22 protein-coding genes are annotated in these 24307 nt (G+C 48.4%); 5 read left to right on the top strand and 17 right to left on the bottom strand.

Going from position 1 to position 24307, the window contains the following annotated elements:
* Nucleotides 1–29: 29 nt before the first annotated feature.
* From recO to B4E62_RS20910, 12 genes are all read right to left on the bottom strand, one after another.
* Complete coding sequence (gene recO, locus B4E62_RS20965) at nt 30–740, bottom strand: DNA repair protein RecO (protein ID WP_331353425.1); 711 nt, start codon at nt 738–740, stop codon at nt 30–32.
* Nucleotides 741–749: 9 nt separating this feature from the next.
* On the bottom strand, nt 750–1676 hold the full coding sequence (era, locus tag B4E62_RS20960; protein WP_331353424.1) for a GTPase Era: 927 nt from the start codon (nt 1674–1676) through the stop codon (nt 750–752).
* 63 nt (nt 1677–1739) lie between these two features.
* A complete protein-coding gene (rnc, locus tag B4E62_RS20955) occupies nt 1740–2420 on the bottom strand; it encodes a ribonuclease III (protein ID WP_331353423.1) in 681 nt (226 codons plus the stop codon).
* Between the two features lie 3 nt (nt 2421–2423).
* The gene (locus tag B4E62_RS20950; protein WP_331353422.1) at nt 2424–2858 is read right to left on the bottom strand and encodes a DUF4845 domain-containing protein; all 435 of its coding nucleotides are present in this window, start codon (nt 2856–2858) and stop codon (nt 2424–2426) included.
* Between the two features lie 53 nt (nt 2859–2911).
* The gene (gene lepB / locus B4E62_RS20945; RefSeq protein WP_331353421.1) at nt 2912–3760 is read right to left on the bottom strand and encodes a signal peptidase I; all 849 of its coding nucleotides are present in this window, start codon (nt 3758–3760) and stop codon (nt 2912–2914) included.
* A 50-nt stretch (nt 3761–3810) separates the two neighbouring features.
* The gene (gene lepA / locus B4E62_RS20940) at nt 3811–5601 is read right to left on the bottom strand and encodes a translation elongation factor 4 (RefSeq protein ID WP_414633278.1); all 1791 of its coding nucleotides are present in this window, start codon (nt 5599–5601) and stop codon (nt 3811–3813) included.
* Between the two features lie 174 nt (nt 5602–5775).
* Nucleotides 5776–6588 carry a HEAT repeat domain-containing protein gene (locus tag B4E62_RS20935; protein WP_331353420.1) on the bottom strand — a complete coding sequence of 271 codons (813 nt, stop codon included), beginning with the start codon at nt 6586–6588 and terminating at the stop codon, nt 5776–5778.
* A gap of 95 nt (nt 6589–6683) precedes the next feature.
* The gene (locus B4E62_RS20930) at nt 6684–7751 is read right to left on the bottom strand and encodes a glycoside hydrolase family 11 protein (RefSeq protein ID WP_331353419.1); all 1068 of its coding nucleotides are present in this window, start codon (nt 7749–7751) and stop codon (nt 6684–6686) included.
* A 393-nt stretch (nt 7752–8144) separates the two neighbouring features.
* Nucleotides 8145–9098, bottom strand: a complete 954-nt coding sequence (locus tag B4E62_RS20925; protein WP_310073420.1) for a HEAT repeat domain-containing protein — start codon at nt 9096–9098, stop codon at nt 8145–8147.
* A 118-nt stretch (nt 9099–9216) separates the two neighbouring features.
* Nucleotides 9217–10266 (bottom strand): glycoside hydrolase family 11 protein, encoded by a 1050-nt coding sequence (locus tag B4E62_RS20920; protein ID WP_310073418.1) that lies wholly within the window; start codon nt 10264–10266, stop codon nt 9217–9219.
* 392 nt (nt 10267–10658) lie between these two features.
* Entirely contained in the window at nt 10659–12065 is a 1407-nt protein-coding gene (locus B4E62_RS20915) for a Do family serine endopeptidase (protein ID WP_331353418.1), read from the bottom strand.
* Nucleotides 12066–12250: 185 nt separating this feature from the next.
* A complete protein-coding gene (locus B4E62_RS20910) occupies nt 12251–13300 on the bottom strand; it encodes an OmpA family protein (protein WP_331353417.1) in 1050 nt (349 codons plus the stop codon).
* A gap of 183 nt (nt 13301–13483) precedes the next feature.
* Here B4E62_RS20910 and pyrC point away from each other — a divergent pair, with 183 nt between their 5' ends.
* Genes pyrC through B4E62_RS20890 form a run of 4 tightly spaced genes read left to right on the top strand, consistent with a single transcriptional unit; the run spans nt 13484 to nt 17595 of the window.
* Nucleotides 13484–14521 carry a dihydroorotase gene (pyrC, locus tag B4E62_RS20905; RefSeq protein ID WP_331353416.1) on the top strand — a complete coding sequence of 346 codons (1038 nt, stop codon included), beginning with the start codon at nt 13484–13486 and terminating at the stop codon, nt 14519–14521.
* A 9-nt stretch (nt 14522–14530) separates the two neighbouring features.
* The gene (gene rnt, locus B4E62_RS20900) at nt 14531–15202 is read left to right on the top strand and encodes a ribonuclease T (RefSeq protein ID WP_374725278.1); all 672 of its coding nucleotides are present in this window, start codon (nt 14531–14533) and stop codon (nt 15200–15202) included.
* Between the two features lie 28 nt (nt 15203–15230).
* A complete protein-coding gene (locus B4E62_RS20895) occupies nt 15231–15581 on the top strand; it encodes an MmcQ/YjbR family DNA-binding protein (RefSeq protein ID WP_331353415.1) in 351 nt (116 codons plus the stop codon).
* 19 nt (nt 15582–15600) lie between these two features.
* Entirely contained in the window at nt 15601–17595 is a 1995-nt protein-coding gene (locus B4E62_RS20890; RefSeq protein ID WP_310073407.1) for a S9 family peptidase, read from the top strand.
* 69 nt (nt 17596–17664) lie between these two features.
* On the opposite strand, the gene B4E62_RS20885 is transcribed toward B4E62_RS20890, so the two are convergent.
* Nucleotides 17665–18138 (bottom strand): MaoC family dehydratase, encoded by a 474-nt coding sequence (locus B4E62_RS20885; RefSeq protein WP_331353414.1) that lies wholly within the window; start codon nt 18136–18138, stop codon nt 17665–17667.
* Between the two features lie 177 nt (nt 18139–18315).
* Between B4E62_RS20885 and B4E62_RS20880 the strand changes: the two genes are divergently transcribed.
* Nucleotides 18316–19140, top strand: coding sequence for a universal stress protein (locus B4E62_RS20880; protein ID WP_310073405.1), 825 nt, complete (start codon nt 18316–18318; stop codon nt 19138–19140).
* Between the two features lie 190 nt (nt 19141–19330).
* Here the strand turns inward: B4E62_RS20880 and B4E62_RS20875 are convergent, their stop codons facing one another.
* The 4 genes from B4E62_RS20875 to B4E62_RS20860 all read right to left on the bottom strand — a co-directional run bounded on the left by B4E62_RS20875 (nt 19331) and on the right by B4E62_RS20860 (nt 24303).
* Nucleotides 19331–20824 (bottom strand): glycosyl hydrolase family 18 protein, encoded by a 1494-nt coding sequence (locus B4E62_RS20875; protein WP_331353413.1) that lies wholly within the window; start codon nt 20822–20824, stop codon nt 19331–19333.
* Nucleotides 20825–20881: 57 nt separating this feature from the next.
* Nucleotides 20882–21124, bottom strand: a complete 243-nt coding sequence (locus tag B4E62_RS20870) for a hypothetical protein (RefSeq protein WP_331353412.1) — start codon at nt 21122–21124, stop codon at nt 20882–20884.
* Between the two features lie 668 nt (nt 21125–21792).
* Nucleotides 21793–22602: a co-chaperone DjlA gene (gene djlA, locus B4E62_RS20865; RefSeq protein ID WP_331353411.1), complete on the bottom strand. Its 810-nt coding sequence runs from the start codon at nt 22600–22602 to the stop codon at nt 21793–21795.
* A gap of 81 nt (nt 22603–22683) precedes the next feature.
* Nucleotides 22684–24303 carry a protein adenylyltransferase SelO gene (locus tag B4E62_RS20860; RefSeq protein ID WP_331353410.1) on the bottom strand — a complete coding sequence of 540 codons (1620 nt, stop codon included), beginning with the start codon at nt 24301–24303 and terminating at the stop codon, nt 22684–22686.
* Nucleotides 24304–24307 lie beyond the last annotated feature (4 nt).

Here is a 24307-nt window from a genome sequence, read left to right as displayed (position 1 = left end):
AATAACAGAGAAATAAATAACGCGAGAACTCAGTCTTGTTTGACAGATACAAACAACTGTCGACTATTAAGCGGGCGACTACCAAGCAACGGTTTCAATAACCGGCGGGAGAGATACTTGGCTGCGAGGCGCGTTGCAGGGTCTGAATAATCTCCTGCTGCTATCGACAACAACCATTCACCTTTCAGCAAGAGCTGCTCGGGAACATCTGACTCTGCACTAAAAAAACCCTCCTGCACATGGCACTCGTAAAATCCCTGCGCTTCTATTGCACAGTCATTGCGCGCATCTGCAGTAAAATCCAGTCCGTAGCCCAACTCAGTTAATAACCGAAATTCAAATTCGCGTAGCAAAGGTTCAATATCGGCTTTGTTTTGCAGTGCATTCAGGCTTTGTTCGTAAGCAAAATACAAACCGTTGTGCCCATCCATTTCAGGCAAGAGCCGCACCAGCAATTCATTGAGATAAAAACCGGAATATAAATGATTGGCGGTAAGCGAGAGAAAATGGTTGTCGGATTCAAAACTGGTTAAGAGTTTCATATCAGTTTTTCCCTGCCAACAAACCAGCAAACGGCTAAACGGATTTAATAATTGACGCTTGGGGGTTTTGTTTTTGCGCACACCGCGCGCAACTGCTGTGACACGCCCGAAGTCGGGCGTGAGAAAATCAATCAATAAACTGGTATCGCGATATGGACGTGTGTGCAGGATATAAGCGGGCTGAAGATCAACACGCATAGCGGTGAATTAAAACTCGTTGTAGCCGAGGCTGCGCAAGGCGCGCTCGTCATCAGACCAACCGGATTTTACTTTAACCCAAAGCTTGAGCATGATCTTCATCTCAAACAGTTTTTCCATATCTGTGCGCGCTTCAGTACCAATCAATTTAATACGGCTGCCTTTATCACCGATCAGGATTTTTTTCTGGCCATCGCGCTCAACTAAAATCAGTGCAGAAATATTAAGCAATTTACCTTCCTGCTTAAACTCTTCAATCTCTACTGCCATCTCGTAGGGCAATTCATCGCCCAATTGACGGGTAATCTTTTCACGCACAATTTCGGCAGCCATAAAACGCGAACTGCGGTCAGTGATTTGATCTTCCGGATACATATGTATACCTTCCGGTAAACGCTCGGTAACCAACTGTTCCAACCGATTCAGATTAGTATTGCGCAGCGCCGACATAGGAACAATTTCGGCTACGTTTAATTTTTCCGACAAGCTTTGCAAATGGGGCAGCAAGGTTTCTTTGTCTTCAATTTGATCGACTTTATTTACTGCCAAAATAATCGGACATTTTACATGCTGCAATTTTTCCGCAACTGCTTCATCTTCTTCAGTCCAAATAAAACGGTCGATTACAAAAACCACCACATCCACATCTTTCATCGCACTGGTGGCAGCTTTATTCATATAACGATTGATGGCCTTTTGTTGGCCGAGGTGCATACCGGGGGTATCCACAAAAATAATCTGCACATCGCCTTCCGTTTTAATACCCACAACAGCATTGCGTGTTGTTTGTGGCTTGCGCGAGGTGATACTGATTTTTTGCCCAAGGATATGATTGAGCAGCGTGGACTTGCCCACATTAGGGCGACCAACGATGGCAACATAACCGCAGCGACTGCCGATGGTTTCAGGCTGATATGTATCTGATTCAAAAGTCATAAATAATACTGGAAGAGAGAATGGAAATTCGGGGCGATCTATTAATAAGCGAGCTTACAAAATTCAATCGATTTTTAACTGCGCCAGCATCAATACCGCGGCTTGTTTTTCCGCTTCACGGCGGCTTGAGGCCGTCGCACTGGTAGGCTGTTTGGTTAATGCAACACGGCATTCTATAGTAAACATTTGCGCATGCCCTTCGCCCCCCACCGCTACCACAACATACTCCGGCAATGGCTGGCGCTGGGCTTGCATATATTCTTGCAAGCGCGATTTGGAATCTTTGGCACTGGTATCAATACTTAAGGTATCAAGGCGTGGCGCGAACCAAGTGAGCACACGCTCGCGGCAGATATCCAGGCCGCTGGCGAGATATATTGCCCCGATAATCGCCTCAACGCTGTCCGCTAAAATCGAATCGCGCGCGTGGCCGCCAGATTTCATCTCTCCTTCGCCCAGCACCAGGCACTCACCCAATTCAAATTCGCGTGCGAGTTCTGCAAGGGTATCGCCTTTTACCATCTGCGAGCGCAGGCGGCTCAACTGACCTTCACGCGCTTCAGGGAAACGTTTGAACAGAGCCTCGCCAACAATAAAATTTAAAATCGAATCACCCAAGAACTCAAGGCGTTCATTGTTGGTTGCACCATGGCTGCGGTGTGTTAGCGCCAGCTGTAATTGGCGCTGATCCTCAAAGTGATAGCCAAGACGTAGCTCAAGGCGCTGGTATTTAAGTGTTAACACAAATTACTTGGTCTTTGGGGTAGCAGGAGGTTTGCAGCATTGACCGGGGCGAGAGCTGTCGAGATGATTCTGGAAGCTCACCACCAAATCAATGTTCCAGAAAAGCGGTACGCGGGTTTCATAATCCACAGTCACCACGGCTTTTTCGCTTTCACGCTCAATTTTAATATTTTCAACAGGACCAATGCTTCGAACATTATTAATCGTGTAAAACTTGTTTAACTTACTTTTGATTTCAGCGTCTGTCATCTGCTCCAGCTTTTCGCCACCGGTTTCCAGAGAGCGTAAAGCTGATTCAACATAGCGGTTCTCGGCGTAGAGCGGAATGACTTTGAAGGCAAATAACAAAAAGAAACCTGCGATGGCAATCACCAAGGCCCACTGCAACATCCCCAAGCCACGCTGATGTTTGATCGATTTACGGTTGCGCACGTTCATTGTAATTGACTCCGATTGAGAGGAATGACCAGCATTCAACTTAACACAGGCACTTATTTAATAACGCCGACATGATCAAAAGACGGAATGCTCAGGAACTTCTCCCAGTGCATCCAGACAGCAAACGCCTTGCCGACAATCGCATCTTCAGATACATACAACCACTCACGGCTATCGAGACTATTGTCGCGATTGTCGCCCATCATAAAGTAATGGCCTTGTGGCACTACCCATGAGCCGCGCACACTTAAACGGCTAGGTTGTATGTGTTTATAGGCGGTGAACTCTTTACCGTCAATATTCTCGGTAACCATACGTAATACTGGTGCACCGGCTGGCAACTCGGCGACCAACTTCTCTTCGATCACCTTGCCATTAATAGTCAACACGTGATTGTTATAAGAAATATGATCACCCGGTAAACCAATAACCCGCTTGATGTAATAAGTCTCAGGTTGATGCGGTGGGAAAAATACCATCACATCACCACGCTCGGGTTTGCCAATCGGGATAATTTCGGTATTGAGTACAGGCGCACGTACACCGTAGGCAAATTTATTCACCAAAATAAAATCACCGACCTCCAATGTAGGAATCATCGAGCCCGAGGGAATTTGAAAAGGCTCGACGAGGAATGAGCGCAAAAAGAAAACGATAAATAATACCGGGAAAAAAGATTTGGAATATTCCACCAAAATCGGCTCTTTGCCAGCCACCGCCTTGGCTTCTTCAAATGCCTCTTTTTGCTGCTCAGTATCCAATGCCATACCAGCAAACTGTTTTTCCACGGCAACCACTTTGACTTTGCGCGGACGCGACAATACCAATGCATCAAACAACCACACCAAACCAGTAATCAATACCGCGAGCGTGAGAATCAGAGGAAGGTTAATACTGCTCATCAAGTTTCCTTAGTGGGTTATTTGTCTGCGATTACTATTATCTATGTTAACTAGCTATCGATTTTCAGTACGGCAAAGAACGCAGCTTGTGGAATTTCAACACTGCCCACTTGCTTCATGCGTTTCTTACCAGCTTTTTGTTTTTCCAACAGCTTTTTCTTACGGGTTGCATCGCCACCGTAACATTTGGCTGTTACATCTTTACGCAATGCTTTTACAGTTGAACGCGCAACGATTTGTCCACCAATAGCGGCCTGGATTGCAACGTCATACATCTGCCGAGGAATCAGCTCTTTCATTTTTTCAGTGAGCGAGCGACCCATACCGTGCGCTTTATCGCGATGCACAATAATCGCCAAGGCATCCACTTTTTCACTGTTGATCAACACATCCAAACGAACCAGACTTGCAGCTTGGAAGCGGGTAAAACTGTAATCCAGCGATGCATAACCGCGGCTAACTGACTTTAACCGGTCAAAGAAATCAGTAACCACTTCATTCATCGGCAACTCATAGCGCACACGCACTTGCGAACCGGTGAACTGCAAATCTTTTTGCACGCCGCGCTTTTCGATACACAGGGTAATGACGTTACCCAAGTGTTCTTGCGGCACAAGGATATTGGCCTCAACGATCGGCTCGCGCATTTCCTCGATCGAGCCAGGGTCAGGTAATTTGGACGGGTTATCAACATAGATAACTTCACCGCCGCGCTTGACTACCTCAAACACTACTGTTGGAGCCGTAGTGATCAGGTCGAGATCGTATTCACGCTCCAAACGCTCCTGGATGATCTCCATGTGCAGCATGCCAAGGAAACCGACGCGGAAGCCGAAACCCAGCGCATCTGAACTTTCGGGTTCGTAGAACAAGGAAGCATCGTTCAATGTCAGCTTGGCCAAGGCTTCGCGGAAGTCCTCGAAGTCGTCGGAGCTGATGGGGAACATACCGGCGTAAACCTGCGGCTTGATCTTCTGGAAACCTTCCAGCGCTTCAACGTCAGGAGTTTGCGCATGAGTGATGGTATCGCCTACAGGTGCGCCATGAATGTCTTTGATACCAGCGACCACAAAGCCTACTTCACCGGCCTTGAGTTCTTTTAACTGGGTGGGCTTGGGGCTAAATACACCCACACCGTCAACAATTTGCGCTTTGCCGATGGTTTTGGTGATGATCTTGTCTTTCAAGCGCAGTGTGCCCTGCTTTACGCGCACCAGCGAGACAACGCCGAGATAGTTGTCGAACCAGGAATCGATAATTAGCGCTTGCAGCGGTGCATCAACATCGCCTACGGGTGGCGGAACCAGGCGCACCAGCTCTTCCAATACATCTTCCATGCCCAAGCCGGACTTGGCGGAACAGCGCACGGCTTCGGTGGCGTCGATACCGATAATGTCTTCGATTTCCTGTGCAACGCGGTCTGGCTCTGCCTGCGGCAGGTCCATCTTGTTCAAAACCGGAATTACCTCCAGGCCCTGCTCAATCGCGGTGTAGCAGTTGGCAACTGACTGTGCCTCTACGCCCTGCCCCGCATCGACAACCAGCAACGCACCTTCACAGGCAGCCAGCGAGCGGGATACTTCATAGGTGAAGTCCACATGGCCGGGGGTATCAATAAAGTTAAGCTGGTAGGTTTTGCCATCGCGCGCATTGTAGTAAAGCGTCACGCTGTGGGCTTTGATGGTGATGCCCCTTTCACGCTCCAAATCCATGGAATCAAGCACTTGCGCTTCCATTTCACGGTCACTCAGACCACCGCACATCTGGATGAAGCGGTCGGCGATGGTGGATTTACCGTGGTCAATGTGGGCAATAATGGAAAAGTTACGGATATGGCTCAGGTCAGTCACAGGCGCTTAACTACTTTATGAAGTTGGAATTTGTCCCCGGAATGGGGGGCGGAAATAGTGGGCGGCATTCTAGCCTATTTGGTAGGGGCATGCCATGAGCACACCCTGCAGCCTACGACTAACCGACTTCAGCCTACGACTAACCAACTTCAGCCTACCCACGCTTCACAATGGCGGCAATTCCGCCGCAACATCAGCGCTGGTGAGTTTGGTGCGCGCCTTGGTACTCAGATTTTGCAAATGGTTAATCACATCATTGGCGAGCCAGCTGACTGATTGATCCGGATGGCTCAACAGATTTTCTGCAGAGGGGATATGACTTTCGTTACCGGTAGCGCGCAGGGCGAGCAGCGCATCCAGAATTACACTGGTATCACTGTCTTGTACCAGTGGCACAATCGCAGCGGCGGCACCGGCATAGTGGGTTTTGGCCAGATCGTTCAGTGTCTGGCGGCGCACCGCGGGGTTGGTACTGCGCAAACCTGGCTGGGCTTCGGCGACTAACATGTGCATCAAATTGTTATCACCGCGCAGCGACAGTACCTGTGCAAGCACGCGTTTTAATTCTGGATTGGTTTGGTTGCGATAGAGTGAATCCAGTTCCTGGTTTGTCAGGGTATCCGGGTTCTCAGCCAGATCGGCAACGACTTTACAGGCAATTGCGATGGTTTGTGGATGGGTGTTTTCTGCTACAAAGTCGCGCAGTTTTTCCCCAAAGCTGCGCGGGTCACCAATAAAACGTGTGCTCAAATCTTTGCGAATCTGCTCAATATCCAACGCCTGGGGCGCGGTTTTATCGGCTGGTAAAGTTACTGGTTTCTGTGTCGATTCCAGTGCGTGAACTTTATGTTCAAGTGCAATAATTTTTTCGCGCTGTGCGCTGCCATCCAACAAGATATTGAGCACGCCATAACTCACCGTCGCGCCGATAAATGCAGCCAGTAACAGATGTTTGTTGGAGTAGCGGGGATTACTCATTCATATCTCTCGTTATTATTTTGTCGGTATCGTTTAAAATATGTCGATTAAAAAAGGGGCAGGAAATCCCGCCCCTTGGTTGTGCAACTTAAGACTTACAGATTGCCGTAACCAATAGCACCATTGCAATGCAGCCATTCACTGCCGCCATTGCCACCGCCACAGGCGTTGTTTTGGTAAACACCGGTGTTGTAAGTTTGCGCTTCTGACTGACGCACGCTGCCATTCACACTGATGTAATCCACCTGCACATCGCGACTGCCGGAATCGTTGAAGTATTCAACCAGCGAACCACCCGACAAATTGGTCGTCGCCGTGTAGTTGTTCATACCGGTAGACAAAGTCCAGGTTTGCACAGTGGTGTTGTTCACTTTCAAGCGGATTTGTTCCTGGCCGGTTGTCCCTCTGGCGCGCACTACAATAGTTTTGTTCCCGCCGGATGCTGAACTTGAGCTGCCGCCCCCACCACCATTACCGGCACCTTCACCGACAGTGATGTCAGAATTGCCGTTACTTTGATAGCCCTCAGTCGCCAATACCATGTAGTTGTGATTACCCAAATTCAGGCCTTTGCTTCTCCAGAAGTTAACGTGGTTAGCAAAGGTGATGGTGCCGGAAATATTGCCGAAACCTTTTTTAGGATTTCTCACGCTGAAGTATTGATAAAACGTTTGGGTGCCATCAATCGAGGGCTGTTGGGTGCGCAGGCAACGACGCACATTATAAGTAGCACCATCGCTGGTGAAGCTGCCGTAGTCAGTACCACCAGAGCACGAAGCCGGGTTGTAAGAACCGTAGCTTTCGATTACGTAGTATTCAATCAGCGGGCTTCTGGTCCAACCATAAAGTGCCAGGTAGGAGTTTTGGCTGTTGCTTACGCCGTAGTAACCCGAATAGTTGACGACTTTTGAGCTGCTGCCAGGATTCCAGCCTTTGCCGCCCACCCAGTTATTGGTGTTGTTGGTCCATTGGGACGCGTAACGACCACCGGAATGCAAGGTCATGGATGCGCTGCCTGAATCTTTCCAAAAGCTGTAGTAAAAGCCGTTATTGGTACCGGTCGAGTTGGACGTTAAGGTCTGCGCGCTAACGGTTGTTGCACAAAGCGCTGCTGCGCAGATAAAGGATGAAATTACATGCTTGCTGTTGATAACTAGTTTCATTATTAGACTCCAGGATATAGCCACCCAACCAATACCACCGTAGAGGAGGAGGGGCTGTTGGGACTTACCCTGTTCATTGCGAACAGGCGTTTATCGGGGGCCATACTGCGTTGCTGTTTATAGGTATGAACCGGCTTGGCCACCGCGATAAGTGCCTATTTATTGTGATATTGTCTTATTGTCAAATAAACCATATATATTATGGTCTTAATAACCATATGCTTATGGTCTTATTAACAATAAATGTTAAAAGGTTCCCTTTTTTAACAATTTTTGCTTCTGGATTGAGTGCATTTTCGCATCAATACTACGGTTATCCGAGCTACATTGAGATGAAAAATGCGCCATCATTTTATTAGTAAACGATTAATTTCATTAGAAGCCAAACTAGAGCTATGGCGCTGCTATTACCGGTAATTCAGCGACAATATCTGTGCTGGCCAATTGGGTGCGCGCCCGCTCACTCAGGTTTTGCAGACTATTGACAACATCTTTTGCCAACCAACTCACCGCCGGATCAGGGTGACTGACTAGCGTTTCAGCCAACCGGACATGGCTTTGGTTGCCGGTTGCGCGCAGTGCTAATAAGGCATCCAGTTTTACGTTGGTGTCGCTGTCCTGCAGCAGCGGTGCGATTGCACTGGCGGCACTGGCGTAACGTGTTTTACCCAGCTCGACCAGCGCTTGCTGGCGTATGGACGGGTTATCACTGCTCAAGCTGGCCTGTGCTTTGGTGATTTGCTTTTCAAGCAACCGGTTATCGCCGCGCGTCGACATCACCTGGGCGATAACCCGTTGCAGATCCGGGTTGGACTGGCTCTGGTAGAGCGATTCCAATTCATAGTCAGGCAGAACTTCAGGATTCTCCGCCAGATCAAACACACTTTTGCTGACAATAGCGACGCCTTCTATACCCGCATTACCCGCCAGCAGGGCATTGGCTTTTTCGGAAAACGAGCGCGGGTCGCGGTCAGAGAGGGTGCCCAAATCTTTTATTAGCTGCTGGCTATCCAAGCTTGCCGTGTCACTCGTCTGCTCGCTGCCGGCCTGGTCAGGCAGCACGTTGGCCGCTGCAGCAGGCTTCTGATGGTTGGTCGCACCAGATCCGGATAGCGCAGATGCGTCAGCTACACCAAATACGCCTGCGGAAAAAAAGCGCGCATCGGTCAGCTCTTCTTCTTTTTGCGCCAATAACAACTCCAAATCCAGAATCCGGCTTTCAAGGGCGCTAATCTGTTCGCGCTGGAGCGATTCATCGTCAAGTAAGGAGAGAGCACCGTAGGTAATAGCGGCCCCGATCAGTGCGGGCAATAACAGATGTTTTTTGAAATCAGGTTGGATACTCATCTTCAATATCCCTCGTTGTGTTTGGTTTTATTGTTATTGTTAGAGTAATTAATTTGATGAACAAAGGGGCAGATAATCTGCCCCTTTGTTTCACATTGCAGTTCAATCGCACTAAGGCTTACAGATTACCGTAACCGATGGCGCCGTTGCAGTGCATCCACTCGCTCAGGCCATTGCCACCACCACAAGCACCGTTTTGGTAAACCCCGGTGTTGTAGCTTTGCGCTTCCGATTGACGAACGCTGCCGTTCACACTGATGTAATCCACTTGCACATCGCGGCTACCGGAATCGTTGGTGTATTCCACCAGCGAACCGCCCGACAGGCTGGTAGTCGCTGTGTAATTGGTCATAGTGGTAGACAAGGTCCAGGTTTGCACCACAGTGTTGTTCACCTTCAAGCTGATGCTTTCACCACCGGCCGCACCGCGGGCGCGCACAACAATCGTCTTGCTACCAGACGGTGCCGAGCTGGAGCTGCCACCGCTGGTACCGGCACTTACGGTGATATCAGAACTGCCGGTGCTTTGATAACCTTCGGTCGCCAACACTTGATAGTCGTGGTTACCCAGATTCAAACCCTTGCTCGCCCAGAAGTTGGCGTGGTTAGCAAAGGTGATAGTGCCGGAGATGTTACCAAAACCTTTCTTCGGATTTCTCACGCTGAAGTATTGGTAGAAGGTTTGCGTGCCATCAATAGAAGGCTGTTGGGTGCGCAGACAGCGCCGCACATTGTAGGTAGCACCATCGCTGGTGAAACTGCCGTAGTCAGTACCGCCCGAGCAGGAAGCCGGATTGTATGAACCGTAGCTTTCAATGATGTAATACTCGATCAGCGGATTTCTGGTCCACCCATAAAATGCCAGATAGGAGTTTTGTGAGTTGCTGACACCGTAATTACCGGAGTAGCTGACCACGCGCGAACTGGTACCCGGATTCCACCCTTTACCACCGACCCAGTTATTAGTGTTGCTGGTCCACTGCGAGGTGTAGCGTCCGCCAGCCTGTAAGGTCATAGAGGCACTGCCAGAATCTTTCCAAAAGGTATAGTAAAAACCGTTGTTGGTACCGGTAGAATTTGAACTCAAGGTTTGCGCACTTACTGCAGTTACACACAAGGCTGCAGCACCGATTAGTGAAGTCAGGATTTTTTTGCCAGTGATTTTCATTATTAGTCTCTCGTTTTTGAGCCTCTCAACCAATACCACCCATAGAGGATGAGGACTGTTGCAAGGTTGATCCTGTCTGTTGCGGACAGGTGTATATCGAGAACCAAACAGGCTTGCTGTTATTGTTAAAACCACCCGGTGCTCGATGTATACATGTATACCGTCGAGACTATTTATTGTCAATAAAACCATAAGCATATAGTCAAATAAACTATATAAACATAATCAATGAGAAAATAGGTTACCTGGAAAGTAACACCTACCGTATTTTTGTTCCCATACGATGGTATTTTAGAAACACCCTGACAGTTCGTAAAACGGAGCTGTCAGGGAGAACTATTGCAGAGGTATTGATCAACCCGCTGAAAAAATAAGGTTGAAGCAACTAACCATTATTTGACTATCACTGACCTGAAGACTGGGCGGTTTTGGCGATAGAACCGGATTGCCTTGGGTTCATTTTTAGGAAGCGTCTTGACTATCCTGGCGTAATCGTCAGTAGATTTAATCTCACTGAAAGCCAGTTGGGTAATCACATCACCCGCCTGCAAACCTGCTTCAGCTGCCGGGCTACCGGGTTTGACATCGCGCACGACTACACCCGCCTCAGCACCACCACGCTGGCTTTGCTCCAGAGGGCTGACAACCAACCCAAGTACATCTGCCGAGTTTTGCAAAGGGACCGAAGCTGGACGCACCGCTGCTTCTGCAGGCGATACCGGCAATATACCCACGGTGACATTAATTGTCTGCTCTTTACCTTTGCGCATAATGACCACCGGCACCTTGGATTTAGGCGCAGTACGCCCCACGAGAGAGGGCAAATCACTGGAATTATGTACCGCATTGCCATTGAATTTGATAATTAAATCGCCCGCCTTCAAACCCGATTTCGCAGCTGGTCCCTCGCTATCGACTTCATTGATCAAAGCACCCATGGGCTTATCCATACCGAGCGAACTGGCCAAATCCTTATCCACATCCTGAATCATCACCCCGAGCCAACCACGATCTACACGACCTTTTTCTTTTAATTGGGCGACCACATCGACAGCTAATGATGACGGGATTGCAAACGAAAGGCCGACAGAACCACCGCTAGGCGAGTAGATCTGTGAGTTAATACCTACCACCTCGCCGTTCATATTGAACAAAGGCCCACCGGAATTGCCGGGGTTGATGGCAACGTCCGTCTGGATGAATGGCACATAATTACTTTCACTATGTGCCGAAGGAATGCTGCGACCAATGGCACTGACAATACCTGCACTCGCGGAGTAATCCAGCCCGAAGGGCGAGCCTATAGCAACCACCCACTGACCAACTTTGAGTGTTTCATCTTTCGCCAAACTCAGGGTCGGCAAGCCTTTGGCATCCACTTTCAGCAACGCCAGATCAGAGCGTTCATCGCTGCCAATCAGCGTCGCTGTAAATTCGCGCTGGTCATTGAGGATCACCGTAATGGTGTCCATATTGGTTACCACATGGTCATTGGTCAGCACATAGCCATCACTGGAAATAATAAAACCTGAGCCGAGTGAACCCCGATCGCGCGGCATCTGGCGGCGCTCCAACAACTCGCGAAAAATATCGGGTAACCCCTCCATATTGGGCGGTAATTGCTGCGGGGCTTGCGCGATTTCGCCTTTGGATTCCGCTGTAATTTTCACCACAGCCGGAGCATGCTGTTCAATCAGTTGGGTGAAGTCCGGCAACTCCGCCGCACGACTAGAGAAGGGCAACACGCTGATAGTCACTACTGCGACCAGACTCGCCCAACTGGCAATCAATTTATGCATGGATGACTCCTGAATTAAACGATAACGAACAGATCATAAGTAATCTGGATTCGCAATTTCAGACTGACACGATATAAAAAAATTCCGAACCCGGCACAAATACCGAGTTAAGAATGATTTGGGAATTGTGGTTAAAAATTGCAAGGGACGAAAGAAAGGCTGGGGGCAATCAACAGCGCATCTGGTTATCTGCCACTGGTGAGATCCTGCTGCTCCACCATCTGCTCCAACTGCTCAAGCGTGGAAGGTAGTGAGGAATTACTGGCAGAGGATTGGCCTACCGTTTTTTCCGCCGCTTTTTGCTCTGCTAATTTAATGGCGGCAATTTTCTTGTCCATCTCCTGACGGGTGGACGCATTTTCCAGCCGCACCGTTACCCGGCGGTTTTTTGCCTGCCCAGCCTTGTTCATATTATTGGCAATAGGAAATTTATCGCCATGCCAGCGGATTGTGATGGTCCCAGCATCTACTCCTTTGTCGATCAGATAGCTCGCAACCAGTTCCGCCTGACGCTGCGTTACTACCTCCCCTGCCTCTGGTGTAGCCAGTTTGTCACTGTGGGCATCGATAAGAATCCCCAGCACGCGGGGATCGGCTTTGGTATAGCGGACTATCTTATCCAACTGGCTTTTTGCAGCAGCGTTGAGATCATCGGCATTGTTGGCGTAATTGATAACAGTGCGCGACAACTGGTCGAAAGTGTAAGGGATCAATCCCTCAATACATTGGCGGTACTGACCAGAAGCAGGGCCGAAATTCCGTGCCGCTAGGGCCACCCGCAAACTGGTGCCATCCGAACTGATTTGCGTGCTACTGGCCACCACATTGGTTCCCTGCTCCAGCGCGCCTTTTATCGCTGCAATATTTGCCGTTATTTTCAAAGGCTCACCACCAACGCTCTGTGCCTGCCCAAGAACCAAGGGGCTAATATCACTGCGCCACGTGGGTGGCATGGTTTCAATACGCACAGCCCCTCCGGGAAATGCCTGACTAGTATGGAGCAGCTCCAAGAATTCGGCAGCATTTGCATTACGAGTAAAACGCGCACTGCCAAACCCGGGAATTTTATGGTTGAGACTACAGGCAAACGGTCCCGACTGCGCCGACCATTGGGAGTCAGAGAAACTGGCGCTGTAAACCTGTGCCTGCAACCACTGGGCACCTCCAAGAAGCGCTAGCACAAGCGGGAACTTAATCAGCACAGGTTTTAAAGCAGGCGAGGCAGACAACAACATGAATCGATCCGGTTATGGCACGAGAGAGTCTTTGCAGTATAGCCAGCCAACCGGGGAATGCAGTCTGCGACGAATATCATCTGGAGCCACCACGAATTAAGGCTGCGGATAAGGGGCAATTTTGATAGCATGCGGCGACTTTCAACCGTTACGCCTGTCTATTTTTACGGAATAACCTGCCCCATGACCCAGCAGCTAACCCTTACCCGCCCCGACGATTGGCATATCCACCTCCGCGATGGTGCCGCTCTCACCCGCACAGTGGGTGATGCCGCACAACAGTTTGCCCGCGCGATTGTCATGCCCAACCTGGTGCCGCCGGTAATGAATACCGAGCAAGCGCTCGCTTACAAAGAGCGCATTTTGGACGCACGCCCTAAGGGCAGCCAATTTGAGCCACTAATGGTGCTTTACCTCACCGACAATACCGACCCAGCCGAGATCGCTATCGCCAAAGCCAACGGTGTCACCGCCTGCAAACTTTATCCGGCCGGTGCAACCACTAACTCCGCCTCGGGCGTAACCGACCTGAAAAAAATCTACCCGGTGCTGGCAGCTATGCAAAACGCCGGTATGCACTTCTTGTTGCATGGCGAAGTAACCGACAGCGCGATTGATATTTTTGACCGCGAAAAAGTCTTCCTCGACCGCACTTTCAGCCAGGTGGTGAAAGATTTCCCCGCATTGAACATGGTACTGGAACATATCACCACCGCCGATGCTGCCCAGTTTGTTGCCGAGGCGCCCAGCAATGTTGCGGCCACTATTACCGCGCATCACCTGCTCTACAACCGCAACCATATGCTCGCTGGCGGGATTCGCCCGCACTACTACTGCCTGCCGATCTTGAAGCGCAGCACGCATCAGCAAGCGCTGATCAAAGCAGCTACCAGCGGTAGCCCGAAATTCTTTTTGGGTACCGATTCTGCACCCCACGCCAAAGACAAAAAAGAAGCCGCCTGCGGTTGCGCCGGTAGTTACACTGCCTATGCAGCGATTGAACTCTATGCCGAAGCCTTTGAAGATGCCGGTGCGCTCGATAAACTCGAAGCCTTCGCCAGCCATTTCGGCGCTGATTTTTATGGTCTGCCACGCAATACCGACACCATCACCCTGATCAAACAAGACTGGCAAGTGCCTGACACTTTGAGCTTGGGCGACCAACCGCTGGTGCCGCTGCGCGCCGGTGAAATTTTACGTTGGCAGTTACAGACTGCTTAAGGCGAACAAGTGAATCCACCTGAAAATAACCGCGATCCTGATTCACCTATGGCGCAACGCTTTCGCGGCTTTTTGCCCGTGATTGTCGATGTGGAAACCGGCGGCTTTAACGCACAAACCGACGCCTTATTAGAAATCGCTGCCGTCACCATCCGCATGGACCAAGATGGCTATTTACATCGCCACGAAACTTTTTCGTTTCATGTCGAGCCTTTTGAAGGCGCCAACATCGAACAAGCCGCACTGGATTTTACCGGTATCGATCTCGACTGCCCCGAGCGTATGGCCGAACCGGAATTGATGGTAATGACCGATTTGCTCAGCGCGGTGCGTCGCGCCGTAAAAGAAAACGGCTGCACCCGCGCCGTGATCGTCGGCCACAACGCCCATTTCGATTTGAATTTCGTCAACGCCGTGATTGAGCGCTGCAATATCAAACGCAGCCCGTTTCATCCCTTCTCGGTCTTCGATACGGCTACCCTCGCCGGCCTCGCATTTGGCCAAACCGTTCTCGCCAAAACCTGTCAGGTTGCAGGAATCGAATTCAGCAACAGTGCCGCCCATTCAGCCGCATACGATGCGGAAAAAACAGCGGAATTGTTTTGCGTGATTGTGAATCGCTGGAAAGAATTGGGCGGTTGGATAGCCGACGACGAGTACGGTGACGAAGAAACCGAATAAATGATGGTTTCCCGGGAGCGGTAAACACATGGCGTTTGATGTAAAAAAATACCTGCTCAACAAACCCGAGGCCGTCGAAGCTTTCCCCTTCGGCCCCGAGGTTGCCGTCTATAAAGTGCGCGACAAAATATTTGCCTTGATCGGTATGGAAAATAATGAAGCGCGCATCAACCTGAAATGCGATCCCGCCGAAGCAGAGCAACTGCACATGGTCTTTGATGCCGTGCTACCCGGCTATCACATGAACAAAAAACACTGGAACACAGTGATTATCAACGGTTCAATTCCCGATAGCGAAGTGAAACGGATGATTGATAATTCTTATGCGTTGATCGTAAAAAAACTGGGCAAATCAGCGGCGCAACTTCTTTTAAAATAAAGACTCATCAGGAGCAATTATGACAAGGTTGAAATATCTGTTTCTTTTCCTACTGTTTGGTTATGCCAACATCATCACATCGGCGTATGGATTAGAAGGAATAACAGATCCAGCACAAATCCCCGCCGAAAATTTTTTCAAAGAAAATACCGAATTTAGTTACCGTATATCTCCCGACGGAAAACAACTGGCGTTTATTCGAAAGTACACGCAAACCTACAATATAGTGATCACTGATCTGGATAAGTTTGTAGAAGTACACGAGTTCGCTGTTAGTAAAAACTCACCGGAACATTTAACCTGGATCAGCAATAGCAGACTAGTTTTTGGTTTGAGCGGTGTTATCTACTCTGTCAACCAGGACGGGGCAGACCTGCGCGTCTTACTCAGCAACATTTATGATGCAGATAAAGTAAAAGGCTACATTTCCTTTGTGGACAACCTACGCTATTGGTCACTATTAAAACGTCCCAGAGGCAATGAAGAAGATGTATTGTTTCTCTCCTATAACAGCGATGGCCATGCCAATGTGCATAAAATCAACATTTATACCGGCGAAAAAACCGACCTGTATGATGCTGAAGAACTAAAAGCTGACGGTCTTTACACTGATCGCGACGGAAAAGTTATCCTGATTGAAAAAATTAAAAAGGAACAGCATTCATTTTATCGTTTGGTCAATGACAAAGATGATCTGGAATTGGCGAGCCTCGATATCGCCAATCAACGCTACCAATTAAATTACGATGCTAAATCCTATTTGAACCGCTCTGTTGTAGTTCACGAGATAGGCTATGAAAAAGACACCATGTATCTCTCTGAGAAAACATCAGGAGACAGATATCAGCTGGTGAAATATAACTATGCAACCAATGCGCACGAAGTTATTGGCAGTGATCCTGTCTACGATGTAGGCAGCCCCGACGAAAGAGTATCACTTCACTATGACTACAAAAATAGAAAATTAGTAGGTTTTAGCTACAATGCTGACAAGCATAAAACAGTGTGGCTAGATGAACGGTTCAAAAAGTACCAGCAAACACTGGATAAAAAATACCCTGGGCAAATCAACATAATTTATGACTGGAACGAAAATGCAGACAAATTATTAGTCGTCAGTAGTGACTCCAAGACCAAAGGTAAAGTGATTGTTTTCGACGCCGCTAAAAACAAGGCGATAGTACAAACAGACTATTCCAATGTGTTAAGTCCCGACCACATGAAGGATACTTCAATCTATAAATACAAAACGCAGGATGGAACAGCTATTACGTCGTACCTGACACCTCCAGCCACAAGCAGCACTAAAAAGTGGCCATTGATAGTAATGCCGCATGGAGGCCCATTTGCACGTAGCCACTATGGGTATGATGGCCATATGCAATACTTTTCTACGCGCGGTTTTGCAGTATTGGAACCTAATTTTAGAGGTTCTACCGGCTATGGCGTACAGCATCTGATTGCAGGAAAACAACAAATAGCAGATCTAATGCTCGCGGATATCGCAGATGGTGTTCGAGCACTTATCAACGAAAATAAAGTTGATCCTTCACAGGTTTATATACTGGGCTTTAGTTACGGTGGTTATGCCGCAATCATGAGTGCAATTAAATACCCTGATTTATACAGTGCCGCAGTTTCGGCTGCAGCACCGCTGGATTTAAATAAACAGCTAAAACATTACAAAAAAGAAGAACACTGGTTTGCTTATGAATTCTGGCAGGATTTGATCGGTGTTAAACAGCAAGGCAAAAAATTTGTAGAGTCTATTTCGCCTTATCAACGCGTCGATGATATTAAAATTCCCCTGCTGGTATTTCACGGTGACCAAGACAGTATAATTCCGAAGGAACAAGCTGAAGACTTTAAAAAATTAGTTGAGAAGAAAAAGCTGAATATTCCCGTTAGAATTATCCAGTCAGAAGGACATGGATGGGATTTGGTAAGCAGCAACACTTATTTTGCTGAAAAAGCAGTGGAGTTATTCAAAGCCAATAAAAAATCAGCTCAATAATCCCCCCCCCCGCTTTACCGCATGAAGTACGGAGGAGTGGGGGCTACAAGCAAGCTAAAGTAACACGATTTAATCAATAACAATGATTGGCAGTACGCCTGCAGCCAGGCGTTGTTTTTCGGCAGGTGCGATCACCTCAGCAATACCTTTCGCAATTAATTTGCCAACCTGGTTGTGGGCTTCGCATTCAAGTGTCACCAGTTTTATACGGTCTTTAATTTCACTAACAATCAAGGTGACGGTAACGGTATCGCCAATTTTTACCGGGTGTTTGAAATTGAGGCTTTGGCTGCGATAAACAGAACCAGGCCCCGGTAAGCAGGTTGCAATCGCCGCCGACACCAGTGCTCCCGTCCACATGCCATGACCGATAGGTTCGCCGAAAGCGGTAGTTGCCGCGTATTCTTTATCGAGATGCACCGGATTTACATCGCCGGAACAGGCGGCAAACAGGATGATGTCCTGCTCCGTGAGAGTCTTGCTGTAATTTGCGCGCTGGCCGACAACAAGTTCATTGATTGGGTAATTTTCAAGCAAATTCATAGCCTTATCCTGGGTGAACTGTAAAAATGGCGTACAGTTTAATCCATATCAACTTTATTTCATCGCTATCCTAAGCGGCTGGGGGCTTTCGCGCTGTAAAAACCCCAAAGGGGTTGCTATGCTAGCCCCAACCAGAAAATAACAACCTAACTTTTTAGGGAACCAGTAGGAGCCAATATGTCCAAGTCACAGAAGCTGTTCGTTGTTGTCGACCCCAATGATACCCATCACATTGCCCTTGAACGCGCCATTATCGTTTCTTCCTTGATCCAGGGCCCAAAACCCAAGGTTCACGCTTTTGTTGCGGTTGATAGCGATGCAGTAGATACCCGCTCCGTTAACGATAATCTGTTCCGCGACCTCACCTGGTTTGAGCAAAATATCAAAAGCCCGCTGGCCAATGCCGGTATTGAATACACGCTGGAAGTATCCTGGTCGAGCGAGTGGCAAAAATCGATTATGGAATCGGCCAAACGTTTTGATGCGGATTTAATTTATTTGCCCGTGCATGCAAAAACCAATACCAGCCGTTTCAGCTTCAGCGAATCCAAATGGGAATTGTTGAAAGGTGCTTACTGCCCGGTAGTGTTGATTCGTCCCAATGCAAAAGCACAGCGTAAAGTTATTATTGCCGCCGTAAACTTTCAGGCACAACGCGATGTACAGGTTGAACTCAATAAAAAAATTATTGAGCGCGCAAAATTTTATGCTGAAACCTACGGTGCGGATTTGCACGTAATCAACGGCTATCTCGACTCCATGAGCTATCCGGATCGCGGCCGCTTGGTAAACGAAACCGGTTTGCCTAACGATAAAATCCATGTCGACAATGGCTACACCTCTGATGTTGTTTCAGCATTGGCGGAAAAAATTAATGCCGATTTGATTATCATGGGTACACTTGGCCAAAACGGTATGACTAAAACCCGCCGCGGCAACACCGCTGAGCGTTTGATTGCTGCTGTCGATACCGACGTGATGGTTATCAATCATCACGAATAATTTTTTATTCGCGTAAGACAAAACCCTGGTTATCAACAATAACCGGGGTTTTGTTTTTTTACACGACGAGAATCTAATGAACTGATAGAACGTGCGTCAATAAATAGTGCAACAATAAATATTACAAAAAAAACCGGCGAGAAAAACTCGCCGGATTTCTTTAGCATACTGAAGATGAGTGCTGTGGAAATTAACGCATCGAATCGCCAATCACTTTGATCAGCTCACCGCTGTTGGTATCTCCACTTAACTCCCAGAAGAAAGTACCACCCAAGCTTTGTTGGTGCACATAATCCATTTTACCAACCATGGTTTGCGGCGTGTCGTAGCTCCACCAGTTGCCACCGCAGAATGCGTAAGCGGTTCCACCAACAGTGCCTGTTGCAGGGCAAGTATTTTTCAACACTTTATAGTCTTCAATACCCGCTTCATAACTACCAGTTGCTGCACCAGTCGCGGCGCCACCGGGAGCTGCCTGGGTTACACCAGACCAACCACGACCGTAGAAACCAACACCTAACAAAATTTTGTTAGCGGGAATGCCTTTCGCTTTCAGCAACTGTACTGCCGCATCGGAATAAAATTCTGCAGTTGGAATACCAGAGTAACCGTAGAGTGCTGAATGCGGAGCAGTGGGCCCTTTAGCCGCAAATGCACCAAAGTAGTCGTAGGTCATTGGCATGATGAAGTCCAGATATTGCGCAGCACCAGCATAATCAGCCGCATTGATTTTTGATGGGGCAGCACCAATCGCCGAGGTCACCAACGCACTGGCACCGAAGCGGGCACGCAACGCCTGAATCATATTTTTGTACGCCGAGAAACCGCTGGTATCACAAGTCAGGCCGCAATCGTTTGGATATTCCCAATCGATATCGATACCGTCGAACACATCTGCCCAACGAGGATCTTCTACCAGGTTGTAGCAAGAATTGGCAAACGCAGTCGGGTTAGCAGCAGCTTGACCGAAACCACCTGACCAGGTCCAACCACCGAATGACCAGATAACTTTGATATTCGGATAGGCCTTTTTCAATTTGCGCAATTGGTTGAAGCTACCGCGCAATGGTTGATCCCAGGTATCGGCAACACCATCAACACTTAGATTGGCATCATAGGCGCGCTCGTAGTCGGCGTAGGCATCACCAATCACACACTGGCCATTTTGCACATTACCGAACGCGTATAGGATATGCGTAAGCTGCGCTGCTGAACCACTGGTCGCAATATTTTTCACATGATAATTACGGGCATAAGTGCCCCACTGCGCGAAATAACCAACCACGCGTTTACCACCAACGGATGCTACCGAGCTGGAGCTTTTGCTCGATGCGATTGAACTGGCAACTGAGCTGGCGATAGAGCTTGGTACCGAACTAGCGACAGAGCTTTTGCTTGAAGTGACGACCGAGCTGGCGACAGAATTTGCTACTGAAGATACCGAAGACGTACCGCAAGCACCCTTGTTAATCCAAACACCATCGGAACCAGAATTGGTAACAGGATCTTGCCCCTGGGTCCACCATCTTGCTTCGTACAATGAGCCATTGCGGCTCGCTTTAATTCCACCGGTATAAATTGCTGCACTGGCCCAAGCGGCAACACCATTGCAGCCCGCTACTGAGGCAACCACTGAACTTTGAACCGCAGAGCTTTGCACCGAACTTTTTACTGAACTTGCCACCGAGGCAACGCTGGATGCAGTTGAAGAATTAGTAGATGTGCACGCACCCAGGCTTGACTACGCATTAGTCCATGCCCAACCCACACCCGGCTCATAAGGGCCACCGACAGTACACCAGCCGCCGACCGTACAGGAATAAGCTTTACCGGCATTTTGTACCAAGGCACCCGTCGCATAGGTACCCTGCTTGTAATTGGCAACACCGGTGCAGTTATAGGCCTGCGCTTGTGATGCCAATAAGCCTGCCGCCGACAGCAGGCCGACAGTTGATAACAGTTTTAATACTTTGAAGGATTTCATCGAATTTTCCTCGGAATATTTTTTTGTTCTTCATCGCTCTCATGATCGCCGCAAAAAATCTGCGCGTGCCTGAGAGTCTCCCAGACTCGTTTACAAAGCCTTGCGGCCCATAACACACCTCGCTCCATTTGTTATTTTTTTTCCATCAGACAGGCTCCTTGCCAGACACACATCCATATTTTTTCGGGTAATAGAAACCTTTAGGCAACAGAAGACCCTGAGTTATCACCCAATAAAAATTCGTAAATTGAAGTTGGAAAATAAACGCACGCACCCTTGTATGAACAAGGTGGAATCAATGTCCCGATCGAGAAAAGTCCATGAAAACTATAATAATTTCCAGCGAGGGAAATCAGTCTTCACTGTCGCTCCTTGGCTTAGCACACTGCTTTTATTGTTGTAAAAATGTGTAAACTCAAAAGACAAGCTGAAATTACACCCAATGCGACAACGTTGTCAACGAATTATCAGAAAAATGTTTTTAGCGTCACAATTATTGGCTGGCAACGAAATATTGACGTCAGGATAAAGCCCAACACGCAGAGTGCTGCTTATGAAAATTTGTAGTGACTACGGGCAGTTGGCAGTGCTGTAACGTAAAAACAGCTATAAGAATCATCGCGGGATTAATGCGCAGCGGACAAAATTGCCCGCAGCAAAGGAATTGATTAACGGGATTTTTTTATCAGGTCGTAAGCCGCCTGTATTTCTTGGGAGCGCTCAGTGGCGGCTTTGATCATATCCTCCGGCATGCCCTGCCCGATTAGTTTATCGGGGTGATATTCGCTCATTAATTTACGATAAGCTTTTTTGAGCTCTGCATCGGTCACCGTTTTTTCTACCCCCAGGGCTTCATATGCCAAGGCCAATTCATCTGCGCGAGGCGCCTGTTGTGTACTGCGCTGATAGGAACCCCGGGAGTTCGCTTGCTCTTGTCTAAACGCATTTTGCGCATTGAGCATGCGCAGCAATTGTTCAAAAGCGAAGCGGGAAAATCCGAGGCGCTCGGCAACCTGACGCAATACCTGCGCCTCTTCCTCATCCAGTACGCCGTCGGCCATCGCCAAATTGACGAGATTGACCAATAGCATATTGATCAAATTAGAGCTCGCTCCGCAGTGTTGTTTAAACTCACCCACTACTGCATCGAGGCTAAAATCATCTGCCGCACCCAACTTGAATAACCGAATAGCTTCGCGGCGATGCTCGGGGGTTAAACCCATTTTACTCATCAAGGATTCGGTGAGTTGAATCTCGGTCTCACTCACGCGTCCGTCTGCTTTGGCCAAATGTCCGAGCAGTAAAAAAACGGTGGTGAAAAAATTCGCCTGCACTGCATGCAGTTGTTCATTCGACATTTTGGGGGCGTAACGTCTTTTACGATCAATCAAAAAGTGCCCCAGAAGTGCACCAACAATCGCACCAAAAGGACCACCTACAACTAACCCTGCAATAAAACCCAGCAGCTTCCCAATCATAATTTTCTCTTAATTTTTCAATAAATGCGGACATCTTCCGCACACCAATAAATGGAATGCCGAGCCAAACATCAATCTATCTTACGAACTACATGACAACATTGAACAACCCGCTTTGCGTCGCGCCCACTCGGGGCGCCTGGCAAAATAAGCTTCATACTCCGGTTGTTCATCATAAGGGTTGCGCAGTATTTGTAACAACTTTTCAACTTCAGAATTATCACCATCAACCGCTTTATCAATCGCCTGTTGCGCCAAATAATTGCGCAACACATATTTGGGATTGACTGCATTCATTCGCTGACGACGCTGCAGATCATCATTGCCATTGACGACATAATCCTGTCGCAAGCGCTGTGCATAGCTGCGCAACCAATTAGCCATGATATTTTCTGCATTGGCATCCGGGGCTTGGTAATAGGCTGGCCGCACAATATCAACCCACTGCTGATCTGTGTATTGATGAATGTCATCGAGTGATACGCGCGCAAGCAGACGATAAAAAATCGTCATATCGATTTCAGCGGATTGTAATGCGTGTAATAAATTCTCTGTGAGTGGCTGATCTTGCACTGCGTCAAATTGGCTTAAACCCAATTTATTGGTCATATCGCGCTGCGCACAGCGCTCATATTCAGCGCGGTAATTTTCCAGCGCTTGCTGTAATGGTTCAACTGCATTAATAAGTGGATAAAGCGCGTTACCCAATTGCGCCAGATTCCAGAGCGCGATACGCGGTTGATTGATGTATCTATAACGGCGACCTTGGGCATCGGTGGTATTGGGGGTCCAATCCGGTTCATAACCTTCCAACCAGCCGTAGGGACCATAGTCAATAGTTAACCCGAGAATAGACATATTGTCAGTATTCATAACACCATGCACAAAACCCACGCGCATCCAGTGCGCCATTAATTGCGCGGTGCTGATGCAGATTTCATTGAACCATTGCAGATAAGTATCAACAGTAATTTCCACCGTTGCATTTACCAACAAATGGGAGAAGTCAGTGCGGATAGTGAAATCGGCGAGTTGTTTTAGCAAATCAATTTCACCGCGTGCGGAAAAAATTTCGAAATTACCAAAGCGGGTAAAATTCGGGGCAACACGGCATACCACCGCACCGGGTTCCAATTGTGGATTGCCATCGTAAAACATATCGCGCCGCACCCATTCGCCAGTAGTGATCAGGCTTAGCGCACGTGTTGTAGGAACCCCCAAATGAAACATGGCTTCACTGCATAAAAACTCGCGCACCGATGAACGCAAAACGGCAAGGCCATCGGCCGTACGTGAATAAGGGGTCGGCCCCGCACCTTTTAATTGCAGCGTCCAATGTTCACTTTTTTGATTGCGCACTTCACCGAGATTAATTGCTCGACCATCACCCAATTGCCCCGCCCAATTGCCAAATTGATGACCACCATAACAGCAGGCATGCGGTTCCATTCCGGCAAGCAATTGGTTGCCGCCAAATATCTGTGCAAATTCTGTTTGGGTGAAAATCGATTCAGGCAAATCCAAGAGCGCGGCCACTTCTTTTGCACCGGCAACCAGTTGAGGATTTTTTACAGCCGTAGGATTTACGCGCGAATAAATCGCCCCGGTAACCTGCCGACGACAATTTTCCATTTCAGGGTCAGCAGGCAATTCGCGTACGAGGCGATTATCAAATTGGAGTTGGTTGAGCTGTGTGATCATGGCT

Source organism: Cellvibrio sp. UBA7671 (assembly GCA_002483145.1).
GTDB classification, from domain to species: Bacteria; Pseudomonadota; Gammaproteobacteria; order Pseudomonadales; family Cellvibrionaceae; genus Cellvibrio; species Cellvibrio fibrivorans.
The sequence above is the reverse complement of the archived record's forward strand: the minus strand, read 5'-3'. Positions and strand labels throughout refer to the sequence as shown.

Coding starts and splice junctions, on each gene's coding strand:
- pyrC (WP_331353416.1), top strand. CDS start 13,484: ATGACCCAGCAGCTAACCCTTACCCGCCCCGACGATTGGCATATCCAC.
- B4E62_RS20915 (WP_331353418.1), bottom strand. CDS start 12,065: ATGCATAAATTGATTGCCAGTTGGGCGAGTCTGGTCGCAGTAGTGACT.
- lepB (WP_331353421.1), bottom strand. CDS start 3,760: ATGAGCAGTATTAACCTTCCTCTGATTCTCACGCTCGCGGTATTGATT.
- B4E62_RS20860 (WP_331353410.1), bottom strand. CDS start 24,303: ATGATCACACAGCTCAACCAACTCCAATTTGATAATCGCCTCGTACGC.
- B4E62_RS20910 (WP_331353417.1), bottom strand. CDS start 13,300: ATGTTGTTGTCTGCCTCGCCTGCTTTAAAACCTGTGCTGATTAAGTTC.
- recO (WP_331353425.1), bottom strand. CDS start 740: ATGCGTGTTGATCTTCAGCCCGCTTATATCCTGCACACACGTCCATAT.
- era (WP_331353424.1), bottom strand. CDS start 1,676: ATGACTTTTGAATCAGATACATATCAGCCTGAAACCATCGGCAGTCGC.
- B4E62_RS20925 (WP_310073420.1), bottom strand. CDS start 9,098: ATGAGTATCCAACCTGATTTCAAAAAACATCTGTTATTGCCCGCACTG.
- B4E62_RS20870 (WP_331353412.1), bottom strand. CDS start 21,124: ATGAAATCCTTCAAAGTATTAAAACTGTTATCAACTGTCGGCCTGCTG.
- B4E62_RS20890 (WP_310073407.1), top strand. CDS start 15,601: ATGACAAGGTTGAAATATCTGTTTCTTTTCCTACTGTTTGGTTATGCC.
- B4E62_RS20935 (WP_331353420.1), bottom strand. CDS start 6,588: ATGAGTAATCCCCGCTACTCCAACAAACATCTGTTACTGGCTGCATTT.
- B4E62_RS20880 (WP_310073405.1), top strand. CDS start 18,316: ATGTCCAAGTCACAGAAGCTGTTCGTTGTTGTCGACCCCAATGATACC.
- B4E62_RS20920 (WP_310073418.1), bottom strand. CDS start 10,266: ATGAAAATCACTGGCAAAAAAATCCTGACTTCACTAATCGGTGCTGCA.
- B4E62_RS20885 (WP_331353414.1), bottom strand. CDS start 18,138: ATGAATTTGCTTGAAAATTACCCAATCAATGAACTTGTTGTCGGCCAG.
- djlA (WP_331353411.1), bottom strand. CDS start 22,602: ATGATTGGGAAGCTGCTGGGTTTTATTGCAGGGTTAGTTGTAGGTGGT.
- B4E62_RS20930 (WP_331353419.1), bottom strand. CDS start 7,751: ATGAAACTAGTTATCAACAGCAAGCATGTAATTTCATCCTTTATCTGC.
- B4E62_RS20895 (WP_331353415.1), top strand. CDS start 15,231: ATGGCGTTTGATGTAAAAAAATACCTGCTCAACAAACCCGAGGCCGTC.
- B4E62_RS20950 (WP_331353422.1), bottom strand. CDS start 2,858: ATGAACGTGCGCAACCGTAAATCGATCAAACATCAGCGTGGCTTGGGG.